We start from the raw sequence: 21,213 nt of genomic DNA on the forward strand, positions 1-21,213 counted from the left end.
ACGCGGTACGGGGCCGGTTCGGCGGCACCCCCGTCGCCGTCGCCGCCCCCGCCGCCGAACCGGCCCCGTACCGCGTCGCCGACCTGACCGCCGTCACCGCACAGGTCCAGGACGGCCGTATCCGCCTGGAGATCCGGCGGCCCCTGGCCCGCACCGAACCGGCAGAGGGGATACGGCTGTGAGCACGCGGGCCCCGGCCCACGCGGCGGACCGCGAGGACCGGGTACGCACCGAGGTCGCCGTCGACCTCGGCGGGACCTGGCTGCGGATCCGCACCGGGCCAGGGGAGACCGTACGGCTCCCCGCGCCCAGCATCCTCAACCGGCCCGGCGAGGAACCGGCGGCGCTCCTGGAGCAGCTGATCGAGACCCTGGCCGACCTGGTGCCGGCGGACGCCCGGGTGGCGGTGTCCTGCGGTGCCGCCATGGACGAGGAGCACGGCGTGCTGCACGGCTCGGGCCCGCTCTGGGGCGGTGGCCCCGACCGGCCCGTCCCGCTGCGCGCCCTGCTCACCGCCCGCCGCCCGGACGTGAGCTGGCAGCTGTTCAACGACGTCACCGCCGGCCTCGCGAGCTTCGTCGAGCGGTTCGCCCGGCCCGGGCACCGCCGCGTCGTGTACGTCACGGTCAGCAGCGGCATCGCCCTGCGCACCGCCGACCTCACCGAACGCTCCGTCCCGGTCGACGCCCACGGCATGCAGGGCGAGGTCGGCCACCTCCCGGCCGTCTCCACCGCACCCGCCGCCGTCCGCGCCCTGAGCTGCCCCTGCGGCGGCACCGGCCACGTCGCCGCCCTGGCCGCCGGGCCCGCCCTGCCGCATGTCGCGGCCGCGCTCGGCGTCCCAGACCCCGAGGGCATCCGCGACGCCCTCCCCGACCGGCTCCGGTCCGGCGACCCCGCCGCCCGCCGCCTGCTCGGCACGGTCGTGGAGCCGGTCGCCGAGATCGTGCGCACCCTGCGCTGCCTCGACCCCCGCATCGACCTCGTCGGCATCGGCGGCGGCTACGCGGAGGGCCTCGGCGACCCCTACCGCGCCGAATTGGTCCGCCAGGTCGGCGAGGTGCGCAGCTACGCCGACCGCGGCGGTGCCGGCGAGGGTCTGCGGCTGTGCCGCCCCGGCGAGGTGGACCCGATGGCGGGCGCCGTCGCGCTCAGCCGGGGCGCACTGACTGTCACCAAACGGTGAGGGCGGGTGCGCGGACCCGTGCGGCGACGTCCGGCACGGGCTCCGCGACCAGCCCCGTCCACCGTCACCACCCAGGAAGGACCCCCATGCCGGCCTCGGCCACCCACCGCGCGATCGTCCGCCACGGCACCACCTGCCGTATCGAAGAGGTCCCCACCCCGGACCCCGGCGAGGGCGAACTCCTGCTCGCACCCGAGCAGGTGAGCCTGTGCGGCACCGACATCCAGATCCTGCGCCGTGACCGCGACGACCCCTCGCCCGTCGTCGGGCACGAGGGCGCCGCCCGGGTCGTCGCCGTCGGACCCGGCACCGAAGGCTTCGCGCCCGGCGACCGGGTGGTCGTCAACCCCACCCACCCCGGCGACCCGTCCTTCCTCCTCGGCCACAACGTGCCGGGCCTCTTCCAGCAACGCGTCCTCATCGGCGCCTCGGCCGTCCGCGGCGGCCTGGTCTCCCACCTCCCCGAGGACCTCCCGGCGACCCGCGCCACCCTCGTCGAGCCGTACGCCGTCGTCCGCTACGCCCTGTCCTGCCTGGCCACCTCGGCCCCCGACACCCTGGTCGTCCACGGCGACGGCCTCACCGGCAACCTCGCCGCCCTGCTCGCGCCCCGCTTCCTCTTCCCCACGGTCCGGGTCGTCGTGGTCCACCGCACGGAGGCCGGCCTCAAGTGGACCCAGGCCCACTTCCCGCACACGGTGAGCGTCCTCGCCGGCGACCCCCTCGACCGGCATGTCACCGGCAGAGTCGCGCTCCTGGTCACCACCCATCGCGGCGGCACCGTGCCCGCCGTCGAGGCCGCCGTCACCGCCCTCGGCGAGCGACTGGTCGCCGTCCACCCCCTCGGCGGCGTCCCGCCCCTCGCCACCACCCCGCTGCTGCCCGGCGTCGACCTCGACGGCGTCCGCCGCGCGGGCACCGGCGGCCCCTGGCCCCCGGTCACCACCACCTTCACCCGCCCCGGCCTGAGCCTCACCCTCAGCGGCAACCGCGGCGTCACCAACGCCCAGCTCCTCGCCGCCGCCGAAGCCCTGCGCGCCGACAGCACCGCGGACCCGCTCCTCACCCACGTCATGCCCCTGGAGCCCGGCGTGCGCCACCTCAACCGGATCATCGGCGACCGCACCCGCACCGTCGAAGGCGAACTCGTCCTGCGCCTGGTCATCGACCTGGAGAACGGCATCGCCCGGACTCCGGTCGGGGGGTGATCCCGTCGTACGGCGGCTCAGGCGGCGCTCTTGCGGCGGCGGCCGGCGCGGGCGAGGGCGTCGACCAGTTCGTCCCGGCTCATCTTCGAGCGGCCCGTGATGTTCCGGTCGGAGGCCCGTTCGTACAGCTCCGACTTGCTCAGCTTCCGTAGCTCGGCCTTCGACGAGGCCGAAGGGGTCGAGGCGGTCGAGGCGGACTTCTTGCGGCGGCCGCCACCGGTACCGCCGGCCTGCTCCAGGCTCGACTCCAGGACCGTCATCAGATCGATGACGTTGGTCGCCCTGGGCGCCTCCTCGGCGGAGGCGATCTCCTCGCCCTCGGCCTTGGCCTTCACCAGCTCCCGCACCTTCTCCTGGTAGGTGTCGCGATAGCGGGCCGGATCCCAGGGCGCGCTGAGCGCGTCGATCAGCTGGACCGCCATGTCGTGTTCCTTGGCCTGGTCCTTGCCGCTGCCCGATCTCCTGCCCTTGGCCGTGCGGCCCGAGGGCAGGTCGGGCAGTTCCTCGACGGGGTCGCGGACCTCGTCCGCCCAGTGCAGGGTCTGCAGCACCAGGACCCGGTCCGCCGCGCGCAGGGCGGTCAGATACTGCTTGCCGCGCATCACGAACGTGGCGATCCCGGCCTTGCCGGCATCCGCGAGGGCGGTGCGCAGCAGCTCGTAGACCTTGGTGTACTCCTTGCCGCGCGGGCCGACGTAGTAGGTGCGGTCGAAGTAGACCGGCTCGATGTCGGCCAGGTCCACGAAGTCGCCGATGTCGATGGTCCTGGACCGGCCCGGCGCGATCTCGTCCAGTTCGTCGGGCTCCACGACGACGTACTCGCCGTCGGCGGCCTCGTAGCCCTTGACGATGTCCTCGCTGGCGACTTCCTTGCCGGTGCGCTCATTGACCCGCCGGTTGCGGATCCGGTCGGCCGTGTCGCGCTGCAGTTGGTGGAAGTGGACCGTGTGGTCCTCGATCGCGGTGAACAGCCCGACCGGAACGCTGACCATCCCGAAGGTGATCACGCCGGTCCAGATCGCACGTGCCATGACCGACCACTCCCATCCCGTCCACCCTCACGGGCACCACGGAGGACGAGTACCCCCGCTGCCGCGCAGGCACTGCGAGCGTGGTGACCGGGCCGGGACGACGGGGGATTCGGCCGGCCCGGTCACGTCAGGGGGGCGTGGTGTGCCGTGGTTGATCATGAGGGCGGGGGTGGCGTGGACTCAAGGGGGCCGGGTGCGGGTATGTCATGCGGGCGCACCGGCTTTGAGCGGGCTTTGAGCGGTCAGGGGTGCAGGGTGACCTTGCCGGTGGTGCGCCGGGCGAGCAGGTCCTCGTGGGCGCGCCGGGCCTGGGCCAGGGGGTAACGGGGGCCGGTGACCGGGCGGAGCCGGCCGTCGGCGGTGAGGGCGAGGAGTTCCCGGAGGGGCTCGGCGAAGGCGCCGGGGGCCTTCAGGGTGGGACGCAGCCAGAATCCGACGACGGACGCGTTCAGGCGGCTGAGGCGGGCCGGGTCGAGGGGGGTGAAGGGCGTCCGGGCCGCGTTGCCGTAGGTGACGAGGCGGCCCGAGAGCGCCAGGGAGTCGAGGGCCTGGTCGAAGAGGGCGCCGCCCACCGCGTCGAGGACGACGTCCGCCGGCTCGGGCAGGGGGTAGTCGGCGATGCCGTCGGCGCCGAGTTCCAGGGCGAGTCGCCGCTTGTCGGGGGTGGACGCCTGGGCGAGGACGCGTGCGGCGCCGAACCGCCTGGCCAGCTGCACCGCCAGGCTGCCGACCCCGCCGGCCGCGGAGTGGACGACCACCCTCTCGCCGGGGACCAGCCGAGCGGCGGTGCGCAGCAGGTGCCAGGCGGTCAGCCCCTGGGTGAGCAGGGCGAGCGCGTGGGCGGCCGGGAGGTCCTCCGGGATGTCCACGAGGGCGCTGTCGGCGGCCAGGACCTGCTCGGCGTAGCCGTTCGAGACGCGGGCGAGGACGCGTCGGCCGTCCGGTGTGCGACCCACGACCTCGCTGCCGGGCACGTGGGGCAGCATGTCGGCGGTCAGGTACGAGCCGTCGGTCTGATGGGTGTCCGCGAAGTTGACGCCCGCGGCCTCGACCGTGATCAGGGTCTGTCCGGGCTGTGGTCGCGGGGCCGGCAGCTCCACGGGACGAAGGACCTCGGGGCCGCCGAAGCGGTCGAACCGGATGGCGATCATGCGTCAAGTATCGCGTCCCTTCCGCCACTTGCGCAGTCGCTCCCCGGGCCTTGGGAACGTCGGCGACTTGTGCGGCGTTTGTGCGGCCTTTGAACGGCACGGTGCACGCTGGGGGCCGGCCGGCCGCCGCACGGGGCGGCGTGGAGCACGGACATCCAGGGAGTGGCAGTGCAGGGCGAGTGGCTGCGCAGGTTCGATACGCCGGGTCCGGCTCCGCGGCCGGGTGCCGAGACACCCCGGCTGATCTGCTTCCCGCACGCCGGCGGCGCGGCCAGCGCCTTCCTGCCGCTGGCGCGGGCCCTGGCTCCGGAGCTGGACGTGCTGGCGGTGCAGTACCCCGGCCGTCAGGACCGCCGGCACGAGCGGCCCGTCGACGACCTCGGGCGGCTCGCCGACGCGCTGACCGGGCCGGTGACGGACCAGACGGGGCCCTATGCCCTGTTCGGGCACAGCATGGGTGCCCTGCTGGCCTACGAGGTGGCCCGCCGGCTCGCCGAGCGGTCGCTGCCCGGGCCCGCGGCACTGATCCTGTCCGGCCGGGGCGCGCCGTCCGCCGCTCCCGCCCGGTACGACCGCTTGCGCACCGACGAGGACATCCTGCGGGTCGTCCGTCTTCTGGGCGGCACCACTCCGCGTGTGCTGGAGGACCCGGAGCTGCGGGACATGGTCATGCCCGCGCTGCGGGCCGACTACCGCGCGATCGGCGGGTACGTGTGGCGGCCCGGGCCGCCCCTGGACATGCCGTTCACCGTGCTGGTCGCGGACGCCGACCCCGTGGTCGGGGTGGCCGAGGCGAAGGCGTGGGGCGAGCTGACCACCGCCGCCACCACGACACGGGTCTTCGAAGGAGGGCACTTCTTCCTCGACGCCCGGCTGCCGCAGGTGGCCGAGGCGGTCACCACCGCCCTGGGTTCGGCGGGTGTGGGGCCGCTCGCGGCGGCCGAGCGCCGATAGCGTGCGGACCCGGGTGAGCGCGCCGTCCGCGGTCGAGGAGGTAGGCGTGTGACGCGCTGGGACGGTCTGTTCATCGGGGCGGCCGCGATGTCGCTGGGGCACAGTCAGGACGTCCGGGGTGCGGTCGGCGCCGGGCTGTACGACGCCCGGCAGTGCCGTCGGGACGCCTATCGCGCGGTGTGCGTGGCGGACGACGGCGCGCTGCCGGGCCTCGTGGTGCGGGCCGCCGACCTGGCGCGGCGCCGTTCGGGCGTGCCGGCCGGCGAGGTGGACCTGGTGCTGCACGCCTCTTCCTGGGCGGTGCGGGCGGACGGCTGCCGGGCGGAGGGGGTACGGCGGGCGCTGCGGTGCCCGCGCGCCACCGCGCTGGAGGTCCGCGACCGCGCGGGCAGCGGTCTGGTGGGTCTGCATCTGGCGGCGCAGTACCTCTCCGCGTCCCCGGACATGACGGCCGCGCTGGTCACCACGGGCGACGCTTCCGCGGCCCCCGGCGGCGACCGGTTCCGCAGGGGGCCCGGGCGGGTGCTCGCCGACGGCGCGACCGCGGTGGTGGTGCGCACCGGCACCGGACTTGTCCGGGTCCTGGCCACCACGGTGGTGGGGGAGTCGCCGCACCGGCTGATCCTGCGCTCCGACCTGCCGTGGCGGATACCCGACGCCGAACCGGCACCGGAACCCGACGCGGTGGCCGGCCCCGAGGCGGAACAGGCCCGGCTCGCCGAGCTGCTCGCCGACCGGGAGCGCGAGGTCATGGCGGACGCCCTGGCGGACGCCGGGCTCGGTGTCGACGACATCGCGCGGTTCGTCTTCCCGCACCTGGGTTCGGGGCTGCAACGCTGGGACCGGCGTGCGGCGTTGGGCATCGACGAGAAACGGACCACCTGGGACTGGGGCAACGGGATCGGGCATCTGCCGTCCGGTGACCAGGCCGCGGGTCTGGCCCATCTGCTGGGGTCCGCCGCGCTCGGTGCGGGGGACAAGGTGGTGCTGGTCGGGGACGGTTTCGGCGGCAGCCTCGGGTGCGCGGTGCTGGAGGTCCTCTGACAGCCGAGTGAGGCCTTTTGGTTGGAGCTTGTATCAGATTTGTGTGGGGTTGGATCGCTCCCTTGCAGCATGGTGACCGGATTTTGACCGAGCGGGTGTCGATCTGGGGGAACGATGCAATTCCGGTTACTGGGTCCGATGGAGGTCACCGCCGACGAGCAGACCGTTGCTCTCGGCGGCACGAAACAGCGTGCCACCCTCGGCTACCTGCTGCTCCAGGCCAACCGGGTGGTGGCCACCAGCCGGTTGCTGAACGCCCTGTGGGGCGTGGAGGAGGCACCGACGACCGCCCGGAAGATCCTGCAGAACGCGGTCTACGGGCTGCGCGGTGTGCTCGCCTCGCATCGTGACGACGGCGAGGCACCGGCGCTGCTGACCCAGGCACCCGGCTACATGCTGCGCGTCGACCCCGAACAGGTGGACCTGCACCTGTTCCACAAGTGGGTGGGCCTCGGCAGGAGGAAACAGGCCGAGGGCGACGCCCCGGCGGCGGCCGCGCTGCTGCGCGAGGCACTGGCCCTGTGGCGGGGCCCGGCCCTGGCCGACCTGGTGGAGGCGGGCCTGGACTGGCCCGAACTGGCCGCCGTGCAGAGCACCCGGCTCGATGTCACCGAGGACTACTTCGAGGCCCAGCTGCTCTGCGGCTGCCACTACGAGATCCTGGCCGAGCTGGAGACCCTGGTGCAGGCCGAGCCGCTGCGGGAGCGGGCCTCCGCGCAGCTGATGCTCGCGCTGTACCGGTGCGGGCGGCAGGCCGACGCCCTCAACACCTACAGCCATGTGCGTGCGGCGCTGGTGGAGAACCTGGGCCTGGAGCCCGGCCGGGGCCTGCAGCAGCTGCAACAGGCGATCCTCACCCAGGATCCGTCCCTGTCGATGGACCGCCCCGACCACCGCAGGGCCTTCGCCGGAGGGGACACGGAGGACGTACGGCCCAGTGCCCGGCTGCGCCCTCGACCGGAGCCCGCCGAGGACACGCCCGCACCGGCCGTTCCCGACGCCCCCGTCCCGGATGCCCCCGTCTCCGACGCCGCCCTCCCGGCCGCCGGCGTACCGGCCCCTCGCGTTCCGGCCCCCCGCGTCCCCGACTCCTCCGGTGCCCGGGCGCCGCACGCCGTCAGCGACCGCCGTACGGTCAGCGTGGTCTCCGTGCGGACGCGGCTCGCCCCGGCGGCGGGCGCCGAGGCCCGCGACGACCTGGACGAACTGCTGGACGGCGCCGCCGAACTGGTCAGGGCGCAGATCGAACGCTTCGGCGGGACCGTCACGGCCAGCCTGGGATCGGTGTCCCTGGCCGTGTTCGGCATGGACGAACCGGGCGAGGAGGACGTCCGCAAGGCCACCCTGGCAGCCCTCGCCGTGCGTGACGTCCTGGACGTCGCCACGCCCCGCGGCGCCGAGCAGCTGCGGCTGACCGTGCACGTCTGCGTCACCAGGGGGGAGGTGCTGCTGCGCCGCCGCGGCCAGGACGGCCCGCCGACGGTGGTCGGCGCGGCGCTCGACGAGTCCCAGTTCCTGCTGGCGGAGGTGCCGGCCGGACAGGTGTGGGCCAGCGACGCCGTCCGTACGGCCACCGAGAGCGCCGTCCTCTACCTCCCCACCACCGTCTCGCCCGCCTCGTGGCAGGCGATCGAGGTGCGTGAGCGGCATCTCGCCGACGGCACGGATGCCGGCCGGACCCATGAACGGGAAGTCCTCCAGGGCCTGCTCAAGCGGACCCGGCGCCATGTGGTGCCCCATCTGGTCACGGTCTTCGGCGAGAGCGGCACCGGAAAGAGCGAACTGCTCAGGGAGTTCGGCAGGTGGGCGGGCAGCCGCCCCGACGCGCCGCTGTTCCTGACCGGCACTGCGCCGGCGACACCCGCCGGCCACCCCCTGAAGGCACCGGCCGAGATCCTCGCGGCGTTCTGCGGCATCGACGCCGGCGACACGGCGGAGTCCGCCCGCGAGGCCCTGGCGGGCCGGGTGCGCGAGGTCCTCGGCTCGGGCACGGCGGCGCAGCGCCTGTCGTCCCGGCTCGCCCCGCTGCTGGCCCCGGCGCTCGACGCCGCACAGCAGGCGCTGTCGGGCGGCGGCGCGGACCCGACGGGCGACGTCCTCGCGGCCTGGCGGGACCTGTTCCTCGCCGCCGCCCGGCACATGCTGCTGGTGCTGTGCGTCGACGACCTCCACCGCGCCGACGACCGGGTCCTGGACACCATCGAGGAACTGGTCGGCTCCACCGGCTCGGGACGCCTGTTCGTGGTCGCCGCCGCGACACCGGAACTGCTGCTTCGCCGGCCCACCTGGGCGGGCGGCCGCAGCCACGCCTCCTCCCTCACCCTGGTGCAGCCGACCGGCGCCACCGGGGAGCACCTGGTGGAACTGCTGCTGTCGGCGGCCCGCCGGCAGCGGCCCAAGCACGCACCCGGTAATCCGGCGCCCACTCCGCCACCGGCCCCGCGGAATGACTTCCGTATGACCGTCCGCTGGGACGCCCTGGAACACGATGTCAGGACGCATCTCCAGGGCGCCCGAAAAGGAGTGGCATGAATTCCGAATCCGTGGCCCGCGAGCTCGCCGAACCCAATTTGCGCCGGCTGCTTTCCACGGCCGGTCTGGACGTCGAGTACGTGAGCGCGAGCGGCAACACGCTTTACCGGCAGGGCGCGAACGGCGAGCCGATCCCCGTTCTCGACTACGCCGCCGGCTACGGCGCGCTCATCTTCGGGCACAACCATCCCGACATCGTCGCCCGAGCCCGGGAACTCCTCGACGAACAGACCCCCGTGCTCGCACAGTTCTCCTCACATCCGTACGCCAACCAGCTGGCCGCGGAACTCAACCGGATCATCCGACGCGAGACCGGATCCGACGAGCCGTACTACGCCACCTTCGCCAACAGCGGAGCCGAGGGCATCGAAGCGGCCATCAAGCATGCCGAACTGGACCGGGTGCTGCGTCTCTCGGCGGTCTTCGAGGAGATCGAGGCGAGCACCCGGCGGGTGCGGGAGGAAGTACGGGCGGGGACGGCCACCGTGCCCGAGGGCCTGGGCGCCCGTCTCGGCCTGCCCCGGCCCGCCGCCGGACAGGACGCGCTCGACCTCCTGATCGCCGAGATCGACCGCCGCAACCAGCGGCGGCGTGCCAAGCCCCCGGTGTTCGTGGCGCTGAAGTCGGGCTTCCACGGCAAGCTGATGGGCAGCGTCCAGCTGACCCACAACGAGGCCTACCGCACCCCGTTCTCGGCACTGGGCGCGCAGGCCCGGTTCGTGCCCTGCGATCACCCGGAGGCGCTGAAGGAGCTGCTCCAGGACGAGCGGGGCACGCTCCTTCAGCTGACCGTGGCGGACGGCGGCGTCCGGCTCGTCGAACGCGACCACCACACGATCTGCGCCGTCCTGCTGGAGCCGATCCAGGGCGAGGGCGGCATCCGGCCGCTGTCGCGCGCGTTCGCCCAGGAGATCAAGGCGTTCGCCGAAGAGGCCGACTGCCCCGTGGTCATCGACGAGATCCAGAGCGGCATGGGCCGCACCGGCGACTTCCTGGGCGCCACCCGGCTGGGCCTGCGCGGCGACTACTACGTGTTCGCCAAGTCCCTCGGCGGCGGCCTCGCCAAGGCGTCCGTGACACTGGTCCGCGAAGGGCGCTACCGCCCGGAGTTCGAGCTGCTGCACAGCTCGACCTTCGCCAAGGACAGCTTCTCCTGCCACATCGCCCTGAAGGTCCTTCAGATGCTGGAGGCCGACGGCGGACAGGGCTACCGACTCGCACGGGAACGCGGCGCCGCGCTGGCCGGCATGCTGCGCGGGATCCGCACCGACTTCCCCGACGTGGTCAAGGACGTACGCGGACACGGCCTGATGCTGGGCTTCGAGTTCCACGACCAGTCCGAGGCCACCGACGACACGCTGCGGGAGGCGGCCCGCTCCTCGATGTTCGGCTATGTGATCGCCGGACACCTGCTGCACGCGCACGCCATCCGGACCTTCCCGACCGCCAGCGCGGTGCACACCCTGCGCTTCGAGCCGTCCGTGCTGCTCACCGACGAGGAGATCGACCGCCTGGAGCACGCCCTGAGGGACGTGTGCGCGCTGCTGCGCGAGCAGGCGGGCCACCGTCTGGTCCTCGCCTCCTGAACGCGTTCCTCACCGCTGGGTGAGCCGTTCGATTACCGCGTGGTGTGCGGGCGTTGGAACACGCCCGCACACAATGCGACAGGGGCCGCCTTTCCGATATGCGGCACCTTTTCTTCTCCGCGCTGAAGCCGACCCGTGCATTTCGACGTCCGAAACGCGGGAGCGGCCCGCATGGGAATCCAGTAGTGAAAGGGCAGCGGAAGTTCATGATGAGCGAGCATGGTCCGGCGGCCGTTGACGGCTCTCCCGAGCGCGACGAGCCGATCGCCGTCGTGGGGCTCTCCTGCCGGTTCCCCGGAGCCGCGTCCACCGAGGCGTTCTGGGAGCTGCTGCGCAGCGGCACCAGCGCCATCACCGACGTGCCCGAGGGCCGCTTCGACCCGGCGGTGCCCGCCGCGATCACCCGCGGTGGCTTCCTGCCGGACGTCGGCGGTTTCGACGCCGCCTTCTTCGCCGTCTCGCCCCGCGAGGCCGCCGCCATGGACCCGCAGCAGCGGCTCGTCCTGGAACTGGCCTGGGAGGCCCTGGAGGACGCGGGCATCGTCCCGGCGACCCTGCGGGACAGCAGGACCGCCGTGTTCGTGGGGACCCTGCGCGACGACTACACCACGCTGGTCCACCAGCACGGCACCGAGGCCCTCACCCAGCACACGATGACCGGGGTGAACCGCGGTCTGATCGCCAACCGTGTCTCCCACCACCTGGGGCTGCGCGGGCCGAGCATGACCGTGGACTCCGCCCAGTCCTCCTCCCTCGTCGCCGTGCACCTGGCCTGTGAGAGCCTGCGCGGCGGCGAGTCCACCGCCGCGCTCGCCGCCGGTGTGAACCTCAACCTGCTCGCCGAGCACACCGTCACCGAGTCGCTCTTCGGCGCCCTGTCCCCGGACGGGACCACGTACACCTTCGACGCGCGCGCCAACGGCTTCGTGCCCGGCGAGGGCGGCGGCGTCGTCGTACTCAAGACGCTCCGGCAGGCACGCGCCGACGGCGACCGGATCTACGGCGTCATCCGCGGCAGCGCGGTCAACAACGACGGCGCCACCACCCATCTGACCGTGCCGGGCAGGGTCGCCCAGGAGCAGCTTCTGCGCACCGCCCGGGAACGGGCCGGCCTCGCCGTCGAGGACGTGCAGTACGTCGAACTGCACGGCACCGGCACCCCGGTCGGCGACCCCATCGAGGCCGCGGCGCTGGGTTCGGCGCTCGGCGCCTGCGCCGGCCGACCGGTGGGCGACGCGCTGCGCGTCGGCTCGGTCAAGACCAACATCGGGCACCTGGAGGGCGCGGCCGGCATCGCCGGACTCATCAAGACCCTGCTGAGCATCCACCACCGTGAGCTGCCGCCGAGCCTGAACTTCGAGACCCCCAACCCCGCCATCAACCTGGGCGAGCTCGGACTGGACGTGCAGACCGAGCTCACCGCGTGGCCCGACCCCCGGCGTCCCCTGGTGGCCGGCGTCAGCTCCTTCGGCATGGGCGGCACCAACTGCCACGTCGTGCTCGCCGAGTTCCCGGCCGCGGACGTCGCGGAGCCACGGCCGGCCGGCACCGTGCCGTCGGTGCTGCCCTGGGTGATCTCGGGGGCCGACCAGGGCGCCCTGCGCGCCCAGGCGGACCGCCTGCACACCTTCGCCGCCGCCACCGACCCCTCGCCCGTCGACGTCGGCTGGTCCCTGGCCCGCACCCGGGCCGTCCTGCGCCATCGCGCCGTCGTCCTCGCGCCCGACGCGCCGGGGCTGCTCGCGGGCACCGCCGCCCTGGCCCAGAACTCTCCCTCGCCCGCCGTGGTCACCGGCAGCGTCCGCGAGGGCCGTACGGCCTTCCTGTTCACCGGGCAGGGCGCCCAGCACATCGGCATGGGACAGCGGCTGTACCAGGACTTCCCCGTCTACGCGGCCGCGTTCGACGAGGTGGCCGCCGCCCTCGACCCGTATCTGGACCGGTCGGTGGCCCACACCGTGCGCACCGGTGACGGCCTGGACGAGACGGCGCACACACAGCCCGCCCTGTTCGCCGTGGAGGTGGCCCTCTTCCGGCTGCTGGAGTCCCTCGGCGTCCGCCCGGACCACGTGGCGGGCCACTCGGTGGGCGAGGTCACGGCCGCCCATGTGGCCGGCGTCCTCGACCTGGCCGACGCGGCCGCGCTGATCACCGCCCGCGCCCGGCTGATGCAGTCCGCCGTCGCAGGCGGCGCCATGATCGCCGTCCAGGCCACGGAGGACGAGGTCGCCGCCCTTCTCGCGGACCACCGCGGGAAGGTGGCCGTCGCCGCCGTCAACTCCCCGCACTCCACCGTGATCTCCGGTGACGCCGAGGCGGCGGAGGCCGTCGCCGAGCGGCTGCGCGCGCAGGGCCGCAAGACCACGCGGCTCACCGTCAGCCACGCCTTCCACTCGCCGCACATGGACGACGTCCTGGAGGAGTTCCACGACGCCGCCGCCCGGCTCACCTACCACGCCCCGACCATTCCCGTGGTCTCCAACGTCACCGGTGCGCTCGCCGACGCGCGGGAACTGACCTCGCCCGGGTACTGGGTCCGGCACATCCGGCAGACCGTCCGCTTCGCCGACGGCATCCGCGCCCTGGAGGCCGCGGGCGTCACGACCTTCGTCGAGGTCGGACCCGACAGCGTCCTGTCCGCGCTCGCCCACGACAGCCTCCGGGACCCCGACGCGGCCACGGCCGTCGCCGTGCTGCGCCGTCAACGGCCCGAGACACAGAGCCTGCTGACCGCGCTGGCCACCGCGTTCGTCCACGGCACCGACGTCGACTGGGGCGCGCTGTACGAGGCGCGGGGCGCCCGCCGGGTCGACCTGCCCACCTACGCCTTCCAGCGCAGGCACCACTGGCTGGACACCAGCCGTCGGACCGGCCCGACCACGCCCGCCCCGGCAGCCGAGCCGGTCACCCACGCCGACCCGGGGGACACCGAAGGCGAGCGGAGCCCGCGCGGTGAGCTCGGCGCCCGCCTGGCCGGTCTGTCCGCCGCCGACCGCGAACGAGCCGTACGCGATCTCGTCGACGCACAGATCAGGGCCGTACTGGCCTACCCGCCCGAGGAGCCCGTCGCCCCGCGCACCGCCTTCGGCGAGCTGGGCTTCAGCTCCCTGATGCTCACCGAACTGCGCTCCGCCCTGGCCACCGCCACCGGCCTCCGGCTGCCCACCGGAGCACTCTTCGACCACCCCACGCCCGCCGCCCTCGCCGAGTACGTCACCGCCGAACTCCTCGGCGCCGAGGAGACCGGCCCCGAAGGAGCCGGTGCCGCCGGGGACGAGCCGATCGCGATCATCGGCATGGCCTGCCGCTACCCCGGCGACGTCACCTCACCGGAGGACCTGTGGCGGCTCCTCGTCGACGAGGCCGACGCCGTCTCCGTGTTCCCCGACAACCGCGGCTGGGACATCGACCTGTACGACCCCGACCCCGAGCGGCCCGGCAAGAGCGCCGTACGCCACGGCGGATTCCTGCACGACGCCGGTGAGTTCGACGCCGCCTTCTTCGGGATCTCGCCGCGCGAGGCGCTGGCCATGGACCCGCAGCAGCGGCTGCTGCTGGAGACCTCCTGGGAGGCCGTCGAACGCGCCGGCGTGCTGCCCGCGTCCCTGCACGGCACCCGCACCGGCGTCTTCGTCGGCGCCACGGCCCTGGAGTACGGGCCCCGCCTTCAGGACGCCCCGCACAGCGTCCACGGCCACGTCCTCACCGGCAGCACCTCCAGCGTGATGTCGGGGCGCGTCGCCTATCAACTCGGCCTCCTCGGCCCGGCGGTGACGGTCGACACGGCCTGCTCGTCCTCTCTGGTCGCCCTGCATCTGGCGATCCGGTCGCTGCGCAGCGGCGAGACGAACCTGGCCCTGGCCGGCGGCGCCACCGTCATGTCCTCGCCCGGCATGTTCGTGGAGTTCTCCCGCCAGCGTGGCCTCGCCCCCGACGGACGCTGCAAGTCCTTCGCCGCCGCCGCCGACGGCACCGGCTGGGGCGAGGGAGTGGGCATGCTGCTGGTCGAGCGGCTCTCCGACGCCCGCCGCAACGGCCACCGGGTCCTCGCCGTCATCCGGGGCTCCGCCGTCAACCAGGACGGCGCGAGCAACGGCCTGACCGCGCCCAGCGGACTGGCCCAGCGCGCGGTCATCCGCCAGGCCCTGGCCGACGCCCGCATCAGAGCCGCCGACGTGGACGCCGTCGAGGCCCACGGCACCGGCACCCGGCTCGGCGACCCCATCGAGGCCGAGGCGATCATGGCCACCTACGGCAGCGGACGGGACGCCGGCACACCGCTCCACCTCGGCTCGCTGAAGTCGAACATCGGGCACGCCCAGGCGGCGGCCGGTGTCGGCGGTGTCATCAAGATGGTGCAGGCCATGCGGCACGGCGTGCTGCCCAGAACCCTGCACGTGGACGAGCCGTCACCGCACGTGGACTGGTCCGCCGGCCAGGTCTCGCTGCTGACCGACACCACGGCCTGGCCCGACACCGGCGGCCGCCCGCGCCGTGCCGCCGTCTCCTCCTTCGGAATCAGCGGCACCAACGCCCATGTCGTCCTGGAACACGACCCCGCCGCCGAGCCGGACACCGAGCCCGAGCCGGGCCCGTCCACTCGGATCCCGGCGCCCTGGCTGCTGTCCGCCCGTGACGTCCCGGCGCTGCGCGCGCAGGCCGCCCGGCTGCGCGCCCGGATCGGACCGGCCGACGACGAGGCCGCCGTCGGCCGGTCCCTGGCCGTCACCCGCACCGCCTTCGAGGAACGCGCCGCCGTCCTCGGCGACACCCTCGCCGAACGGCTCACCGCCGTCGAGGCGCTGGTCGCGGGTGACACGGCACCGAACCTCGTCACCGGCCGGGCCGTCGAGACAGGCCGCACCGCGTTCCTGTTCACCGGTCAGGGTGCCCAACGCCACGGCATGGGACGGGAGTTGTACGCCGCCGACCCGGTCTTCGCCGCCACGCTGGACGAGGTGTGCGCCGCGTTCGCCGGTCGACTGGAACGGCCCCTGCGCGAGGTGATGTTCGCCGCCGAAGGCGACCCGGACGCCGCTCTGCTGCATCTGACCGCCTACACCCAGCCCGCGCTGTTCGCCCTGGAGGTCTCCCTTTTCAGGCTCCTCGACCACCACGGCATGACACCGGACTTCGTGGCCGGCCACTCCATCGGCGAGCTCGCCGCCGCCCATGTCGCCGGGGTGCTCACCCTCGACGACGCCGCCGCCCTGGTGACCGCCAGGGCCCGCCTGATGGCCTCGGCCGTCGAGGGCGGCGCCATGATCGCCGTACAGGCCGACGAGGAGGAAGTGCGGGGCACGCTGGCCGGGCACGAGGACGCGGTGTCGATCGCCGCCGTCAACGGCCCGGGCTCCGTGGTGATCTCCGGCGACGCCGACACCGCGCGGGCCGTCGCCGAGACCTGGCGGGCGCGCGGGCGCAAGACCACCGAGCTCAAGGTCAGCCATGCGTTCCACTCGCCGCACATGGACGGCGTCCTCGACGAGTTCCGCCGGATCGCCGCCGGCCTCGCCTTCCAGCCGCCCGCCATCCCCCTGGTGTCCACCGTCACCGGCAGACTCACCGACCCGGCCGAACTGACCTCCCCGGACTACTGGAGCGGACAGATCCGCGCCACGGTGCGCTTCCTGGACGCCACCCGGGAACTGGCCCGCCACGGCAGCACCGTCTTCGTCGAGCTCGGCCCCGACGCCGTGCTCACCCCGCTCGTCGACAGGGCGCTCGACGCCGCCGACGGCAGCGACGAGACCGGTGCCACCGGCGAGCACGGCACCACCGTCGCCCTGCTGCGCGCCGGCCGCCCCGAGACCGCCACCCTGGCCGAGGGCATCGCCCGCGCGCACACCGCCGGCGCACCCCTAGACGGAGCCGGCCTCTTCCCCGGCGCGGCCCTGCTGGACCTGCCCACCTACCCCTTCCAGCGCGAGCACTTCTGGCTGGCCCCCCAGCCCGCGGCCGACCCGCGCGGCCTCGGCCTGGACACCGCCGACCACCCCCTGCTCGCCACCGTCGTCGAACTGGCCGACAGCCACGACACCGTGCTCACCAGCCGTATCTCGCCGAGCACGCACCCCTGGCTCGCCGACCACGCCATCGACGGGGCCGTGCTGCTGCCGGCCACCGCGTTCCTGGAGCTCGCCGTCGCCGCGGGCGACGCGACCAGCGCACCGCATGTCGAGGACCTCACGCTGCACGCGCCGCTGCCCCTGGCAGCCGGTCGGAGCACACGTGTCCAGGTGACGGTCGGCGCCGCCGACGACTCGGGCCGCAGGTCCTTCACCGTGCACGCCAGCCCCGACACCGACGACACCGCACCACGCCGGTGGACCCGGCACGCCACGGGCACCCTCGCCCGGCAGGACGCCCCCGCCCCGGCGGTCACCGACCCCGCGCCCTGGCCGCCCGCCACCGCGGAACCCGAACCGCTCACCGACGTCTACGCCCGGCTCGCAAAACTCGGCTACGGCTACGGCCCCGCCTTCCAGGGCCTGGCGGCCGCCTGGCGCGACGGCGAGGACCTGTACGCCGAGATACGGCTGCCCGAGACCGCACGGGACGGCGTCGCAGGCTTCGCCCTGCACCCCGCCCTGTTCGACGCCGCGCTCCACCCGCTGGTCCTCGCTGCCGCGCCCACCGACCAGGACGACACCATCCGGCTGCCGTTCGCCTGGTCAGGCGTCACCCTGCACGCCACCGGCGCCACCGAACTCCGGGTCCGCGTCAGCCCGCAGGGCACCGACACCTTCGCCCTCTCCCTGACCGACACCACCGGCACTCCGGTGGCCGACGTGGCCGCCCTGACGCTGCGCCCCGTCGCCAGGGGCACCACGCCCGCGCCCGCCCCGGCGCCGGACTCCGCGCTGTACGAGGTGCGCTGGCCGGTCCTCGCCGCGGCAGCGGGGGAGACGGCCGCCGACTGGGTGGCAGCGGTCGACGACCTCGCCGCCGTCGCACCGGCCGACGTCGTCGCCGTACGCCTGTACGACCTGCCTGCGCACAAGGACGGCGGGCACGTCGCAGCGCACCGCGCCCTGCGGGTGATCCAGGAGTTCCTGGCCGACGCCAGGTTCACCGACACCCGGCTGGCCCTGGTGACCCGGTCCGCGATCGGCGTGCGACCCGGCGAGGACGTCACCGATCTCCCCGCGGCCCCGGTGTGGGGCCTGGTCCGCGCCGCGCAGTCCGAGCACCCCGACCGGCTGGTCCTGGTCGACCTGGACGACGACTCCGGCGACGCGGAACTCACCGCGGCCCTGGCCACGGGCGAACCGCAGATCGCCGTACGCGGCGGAGAACTGAGGGTGCCCCGGCTCGCCGCGGCCGCCTCCGGCACGAACCCGGACCAGCCCGGCCTCGACCCGGACGGCACGGTTCTGATCACCGGCGGCACCGGCGGCCTCGGCGCGCTGCTCGCCCGCCACCTGGTCACCGAACACGGCGTACGCCACCTCCTGCTGGCCGGGCGACGCGGCCCCGACGCGCCCGGCGCGAGCGAACTCGCCGCGGAACTGGGCGACTTGGGCGCACAGGTGCGGATCGCCGCGGTCGACGTCAGCGACCGCGCGGCGCTCGCCGCACTCCTGGACTCCGTCCCCCGGGACCGGCCGCTGACCGCCGTCGTGCACACCGCCGGCGTCCTGGACGACGTGACCGTCCCGTCGCTCACCCCTGAGCGGCTCGACGCCGTCCTGGCCCCCAAGGCGGACGCCGCCCGGCATCTGCACGAACTGACCGACGGCCTCGACCTGCGCGCGTTCGTGCTGTTCTCCTCGGTCTCCGGGCTCCTCGGCACCGCGGGACAGGCCAACTACGCGGCCGCCAACACCTCGCTGGACGCCCTGGCGCAGCACCGCCGGGCCCACGGCCTGCCCGCGACCTCCCTCGCCTGGGGCCTGTGGGACACCGCCCACGGCATGGGCGCGGGACTCACCGACGCCGAGGTCGCCGGCTGGGAACGCGCGGGCATCACCGCGCTCACCCCCGAACGGGGCCTCGCCCTGTTCGACGCGGCCCTGACCACGGACACCCCGGTCCTGGCCCCCGTACCGCTGCGGCCGGCCACCACGGCGGCCGATGTGACGCACCCGCTGCTGCGCGACCTCGCACCGCGCACCCGGCGGACCGCGGCCACGGCCCGGTCGACCGCCAGGGCCGCGTCCGACTGGGCACGCGGCATCGCCGCACTCCCCGCCGACGCCCGCCAGGAGGCGGTCCTCGACCTCGTACGCGGCAGGGTCGCCGCCGTCCTGGGCCACACCGGCGCCGGTGCCATCGCCCCCGAGCGGGCCTTCAACGACATCGGCTTCGACTCCATGGCCGCCGTCGAACTGCGCAACCAGCTCACCCGGACCACCGGCCTGCGGCTGCCCTCCACCCTCGTCTTCGACCACCCGTCGCCTGGCGCCGTGGCCGCCTACCTCCTGGAACGCGTCGCCGAGCAGAAGAAGCCGGCCGGCACCGCACACACCCGGCCCCGCGGCGGGACCGACGAGCCGATCGCGATCGTGGGGATGGCGTGCCGTTTTCCGGGTGGGGTGGTGTCGCCGGAGGGGTTGTGGCGGTTGGTGGCCGATGGGGTGGATGCGGTCAGTGGGTTTCCGTCGAATCGGGGGTGGGATCTGGAGGGGTTGTTCGATCCGGATCCGGAGCGGCCGGGGACGAGTTATACGCGGCATGGTGGGTTTTTGCATGATGCGGATCTGTTTGATCCGGAGTTCTTCGGGATGTCGCCGCGTGAGGCGACGGCGGTGGATCCGCAGCAGCGGTTGTTGTTGGAGACGGCGTGGGAGGCGTTCGAGAGCGCGGGGGTGGACCCGGGTTCGCTCAGGGGTTCACGCACCGGCGTCTTCACCGGCGCGATGTACGACGACTACGCCGCCCGGATCGCGTCCTCCGCGGGCGAGTTCGAGGGCTTCCTGCTCGCCGGCAACCTCTCCAGCGTCCTGTCCGGCCGCATCGCCTACACCTACGGCCTCGAAGGGCCCGCGATGACCGTCGACACGGCGTGCTCGTCGTCGCTGGTCGCGCTGCACCTGGCGGCCAACGCGCTGCGCAGCGGTGAGTGCGACCTCGCGCTCGCCGGAGGCGTCACCGTCATGGCACAGCCGACGACGTTCGTCGAGTTCTCCCGCCAGCGGGGGCTCTCTGCCGATGGCCGGTGCAAGGCGTTCTCGGCTTCGGCGGACGGTACGGGCTGGTCGGAGGGTGCTGGTCTGCTGTTGGTGGAGCGGTTGTCGGATGCGCGTCGCAACGGGCACACGGTGTTGGCGGTGGTGCGGGGTTCGGCGGTGAATCAGGACGGTGCGAGCAATGGGTTGACGGCGCCTAACGGTCCGTCGCAGGAGCGGGTGATCCGCGAGGCGCTGGCGAACGCGCGGCTGGGCGCGGCTGATGTGGACGTGGTGGAGGCGCACGGGACCGGTACGACGCTGGGTGACCCGATCGAGGCGCAGGCCTTGCTGAACACCTACGGTCAGGAGCGGCCTGATGGGGATCGGCCCTTGTGGCTCGGGTCGTTGAAGTCCAACATCGGGCATGCCCAGGCTGCGGCCGGTGTCGGCGGGATCATCAAGATAGTGCAGGCCATGCGCCACGGCGTGCTGCCCAGGACCCTGCACGTGGACGAGCCTTCGAAGCACGTCGACTGGGAGTCCGGTGCGCTGACCCTGCTGACCGAGCAGCGGCAGTGGCCCGCCGAGGGACGGCCCCGCCGCGCCGGTGTCTCGTCCTTCGGGATCAGCGGCACCAACGCCCACGTCATCATCGAAGAGGCGCCCGAGTCGGCGTTGTCGGCAGCGTCGGTTGCGGACAGCACCCCCGACCCGGGAACCACGGTTCCCTGGATCCTGACGGCTCGCACCCCGGACGCCCTGCGCGAGCAGGCGGAACGGCTGCACGCCCACCTCGGCGAGCACCCCGAGCTCGCCCCGGCCGACGTCGCCCACTCCCTGGCCACCGGGCGCGCCGTCATGAACCACGGCGCCGCCGTACTCGGCAACGACCGGGCCGCCCTTCTCGACGCGCTGGACGCCCTGGCACACGGGACGTCCTCGCCCCGGGTGGTGCGCGGACGCGTGAAGAAGGCCGGCAAGACCGCGTTCCTGTTCACCGGCCAGGGGTCCCAACGCCTGGGCATGGGAAGGGAGTTGTACGCCACCCACCCCGTCTTCGCACAGGCCCTGGACGAGGTGTGTGCCGAGCTCGACGCGCGCCTCGAACACCCCCTGAAGAGCGTCCTGTTCGCCACCGAAGGGAGCGCAGAGGCCGCGCTGCTCCACGAGACGGCCTACACGCAGGCGGCGCTGTTCGCCATCGAGGTGGCCCTGTTCCGTCTCTTCGAGCACCACGGTGTGACGCCTCAGTTCTTGTTGGGTCATTCGGTGGGTGAGGTGGTGGCTGCGCATGTGTCGGGGGTGTTGGGTCTGGCGGATGCGTGTGTGGTGGTGGCGGAGCGTGGTCGGTTGATGCAGTCGGCGCGTTCTGGTGGGGCGATGGCTGCGGTGGAGGCGGGGGAGGGGG

The 21,213-nt window shown here is 73.8% G+C and carries 10 protein-coding genes; 8 read left to right on the forward strand and 2 right to left on the reverse strand.

Translation table 11 applies throughout. The features are described from left to right. The 3 genes from L0P92_RS28095 to L0P92_RS28105 all read left to right on the forward strand — a co-directional run. Nucleotides 1-182, forward strand: a 182-nt coding sequence (locus L0P92_RS28095; protein WP_234765847.1) for a hypothetical protein, incomplete at its 5' end; no start/stop codon positions are given. Continuing rightward, a complete protein-coding gene (locus L0P92_RS28100; RefSeq protein WP_234765848.1) occupies nucleotides 179-1,186 on the forward strand; it encodes an ROK family protein in 1,008 nt (335 codons plus the stop codon). The genes L0P92_RS28095 and L0P92_RS28100, both read left to right, overlap by 4 nt. 86 nt (nucleotides 1,187-1,272) lie before the next feature. Then, entirely contained in the window at nucleotides 1,273-2,394 is a 1,122-nt protein-coding gene (locus L0P92_RS28105) for an alcohol dehydrogenase catalytic domain-containing protein (RefSeq protein WP_234765849.1), read from the forward strand. 17 nt (nucleotides 2,395-2,411) lie between these two features. Here the strand turns inward: L0P92_RS28105 and ku are convergent, their stop codons facing one another. Both ku and L0P92_RS28115 read right to left on the reverse strand, forming a co-directional pair. Beyond that, nucleotides 2,412-3,425, reverse strand: coding sequence for a non-homologous end joining protein Ku (gene ku, locus L0P92_RS28110; RefSeq protein WP_234765850.1), 1,014 nt, complete (start codon nucleotides 3,423-3,425; stop codon nucleotides 2,412-2,414). 242 nt (nucleotides 3,426-3,667) lie between these two features. After that, nucleotides 3,668-4,576 (reverse strand): quinone oxidoreductase family protein, encoded by a 909-nt coding sequence (locus tag L0P92_RS28115; RefSeq protein WP_234765851.1) that lies wholly within the window; start codon nucleotides 4,574-4,576, stop codon nucleotides 3,668-3,670. Nucleotides 4,577-4,738: 162 nt separating this feature from the next. Here L0P92_RS28115 and L0P92_RS28120 point away from each other — a divergent pair, with 162 nt between their 5' ends. The 5 genes from L0P92_RS28120 to L0P92_RS28140 all read left to right on the forward strand — a co-directional run. Then, nucleotides 4,739-5,530, forward strand: a complete 792-nt coding sequence (locus L0P92_RS28120; protein ID WP_308289765.1) for a thioesterase II family protein — start codon at nucleotides 4,739-4,741, stop codon at nucleotides 5,528-5,530. 48 nt (nucleotides 5,531-5,578) lie between these two features. Next, on the forward strand, nucleotides 5,579-6,574 hold the full coding sequence (locus tag L0P92_RS45525) for a ketoacyl-ACP synthase III family protein (protein WP_234765852.1): 996 nt from the start codon (nucleotides 5,579-5,581) through the stop codon (nucleotides 6,572-6,574). A 138-nt stretch (nucleotides 6,575-6,712) separates the two neighbouring features. Then, the gene (locus L0P92_RS28130) at nucleotides 6,713-9,106 is read left to right on the forward strand and encodes an ATP-binding protein (RefSeq protein WP_234765853.1); all 2,394 of its coding nucleotides are present in this window, start codon (nucleotides 6,713-6,715) and stop codon (nucleotides 9,104-9,106) included. After that, entirely contained in the window at nucleotides 9,103-10,692 is a 1,590-nt protein-coding gene (locus L0P92_RS28135; protein ID WP_234765854.1) for an aspartate aminotransferase family protein, read from the forward strand. Before L0P92_RS28130 ends, L0P92_RS28135 begins: the two co-directional genes overlap by 4 nt. Before the next feature lie 209 nt (nucleotides 10,693-10,901). Beyond that, nucleotides 10,902-21,213: type I polyketide synthase (locus L0P92_RS28140; protein ID WP_234765855.1), on the forward strand; the 10,312-nt coding region annotated here is incomplete at its 3' end.

This window comes from Streptomyces muensis (assembly GCF_021474425.1).
GTDB classification, from domain to species: domain Bacteria; phylum Actinomycetota; class Actinomycetes; order Streptomycetales; family Streptomycetaceae; genus Streptomyces; species Streptomyces muensis.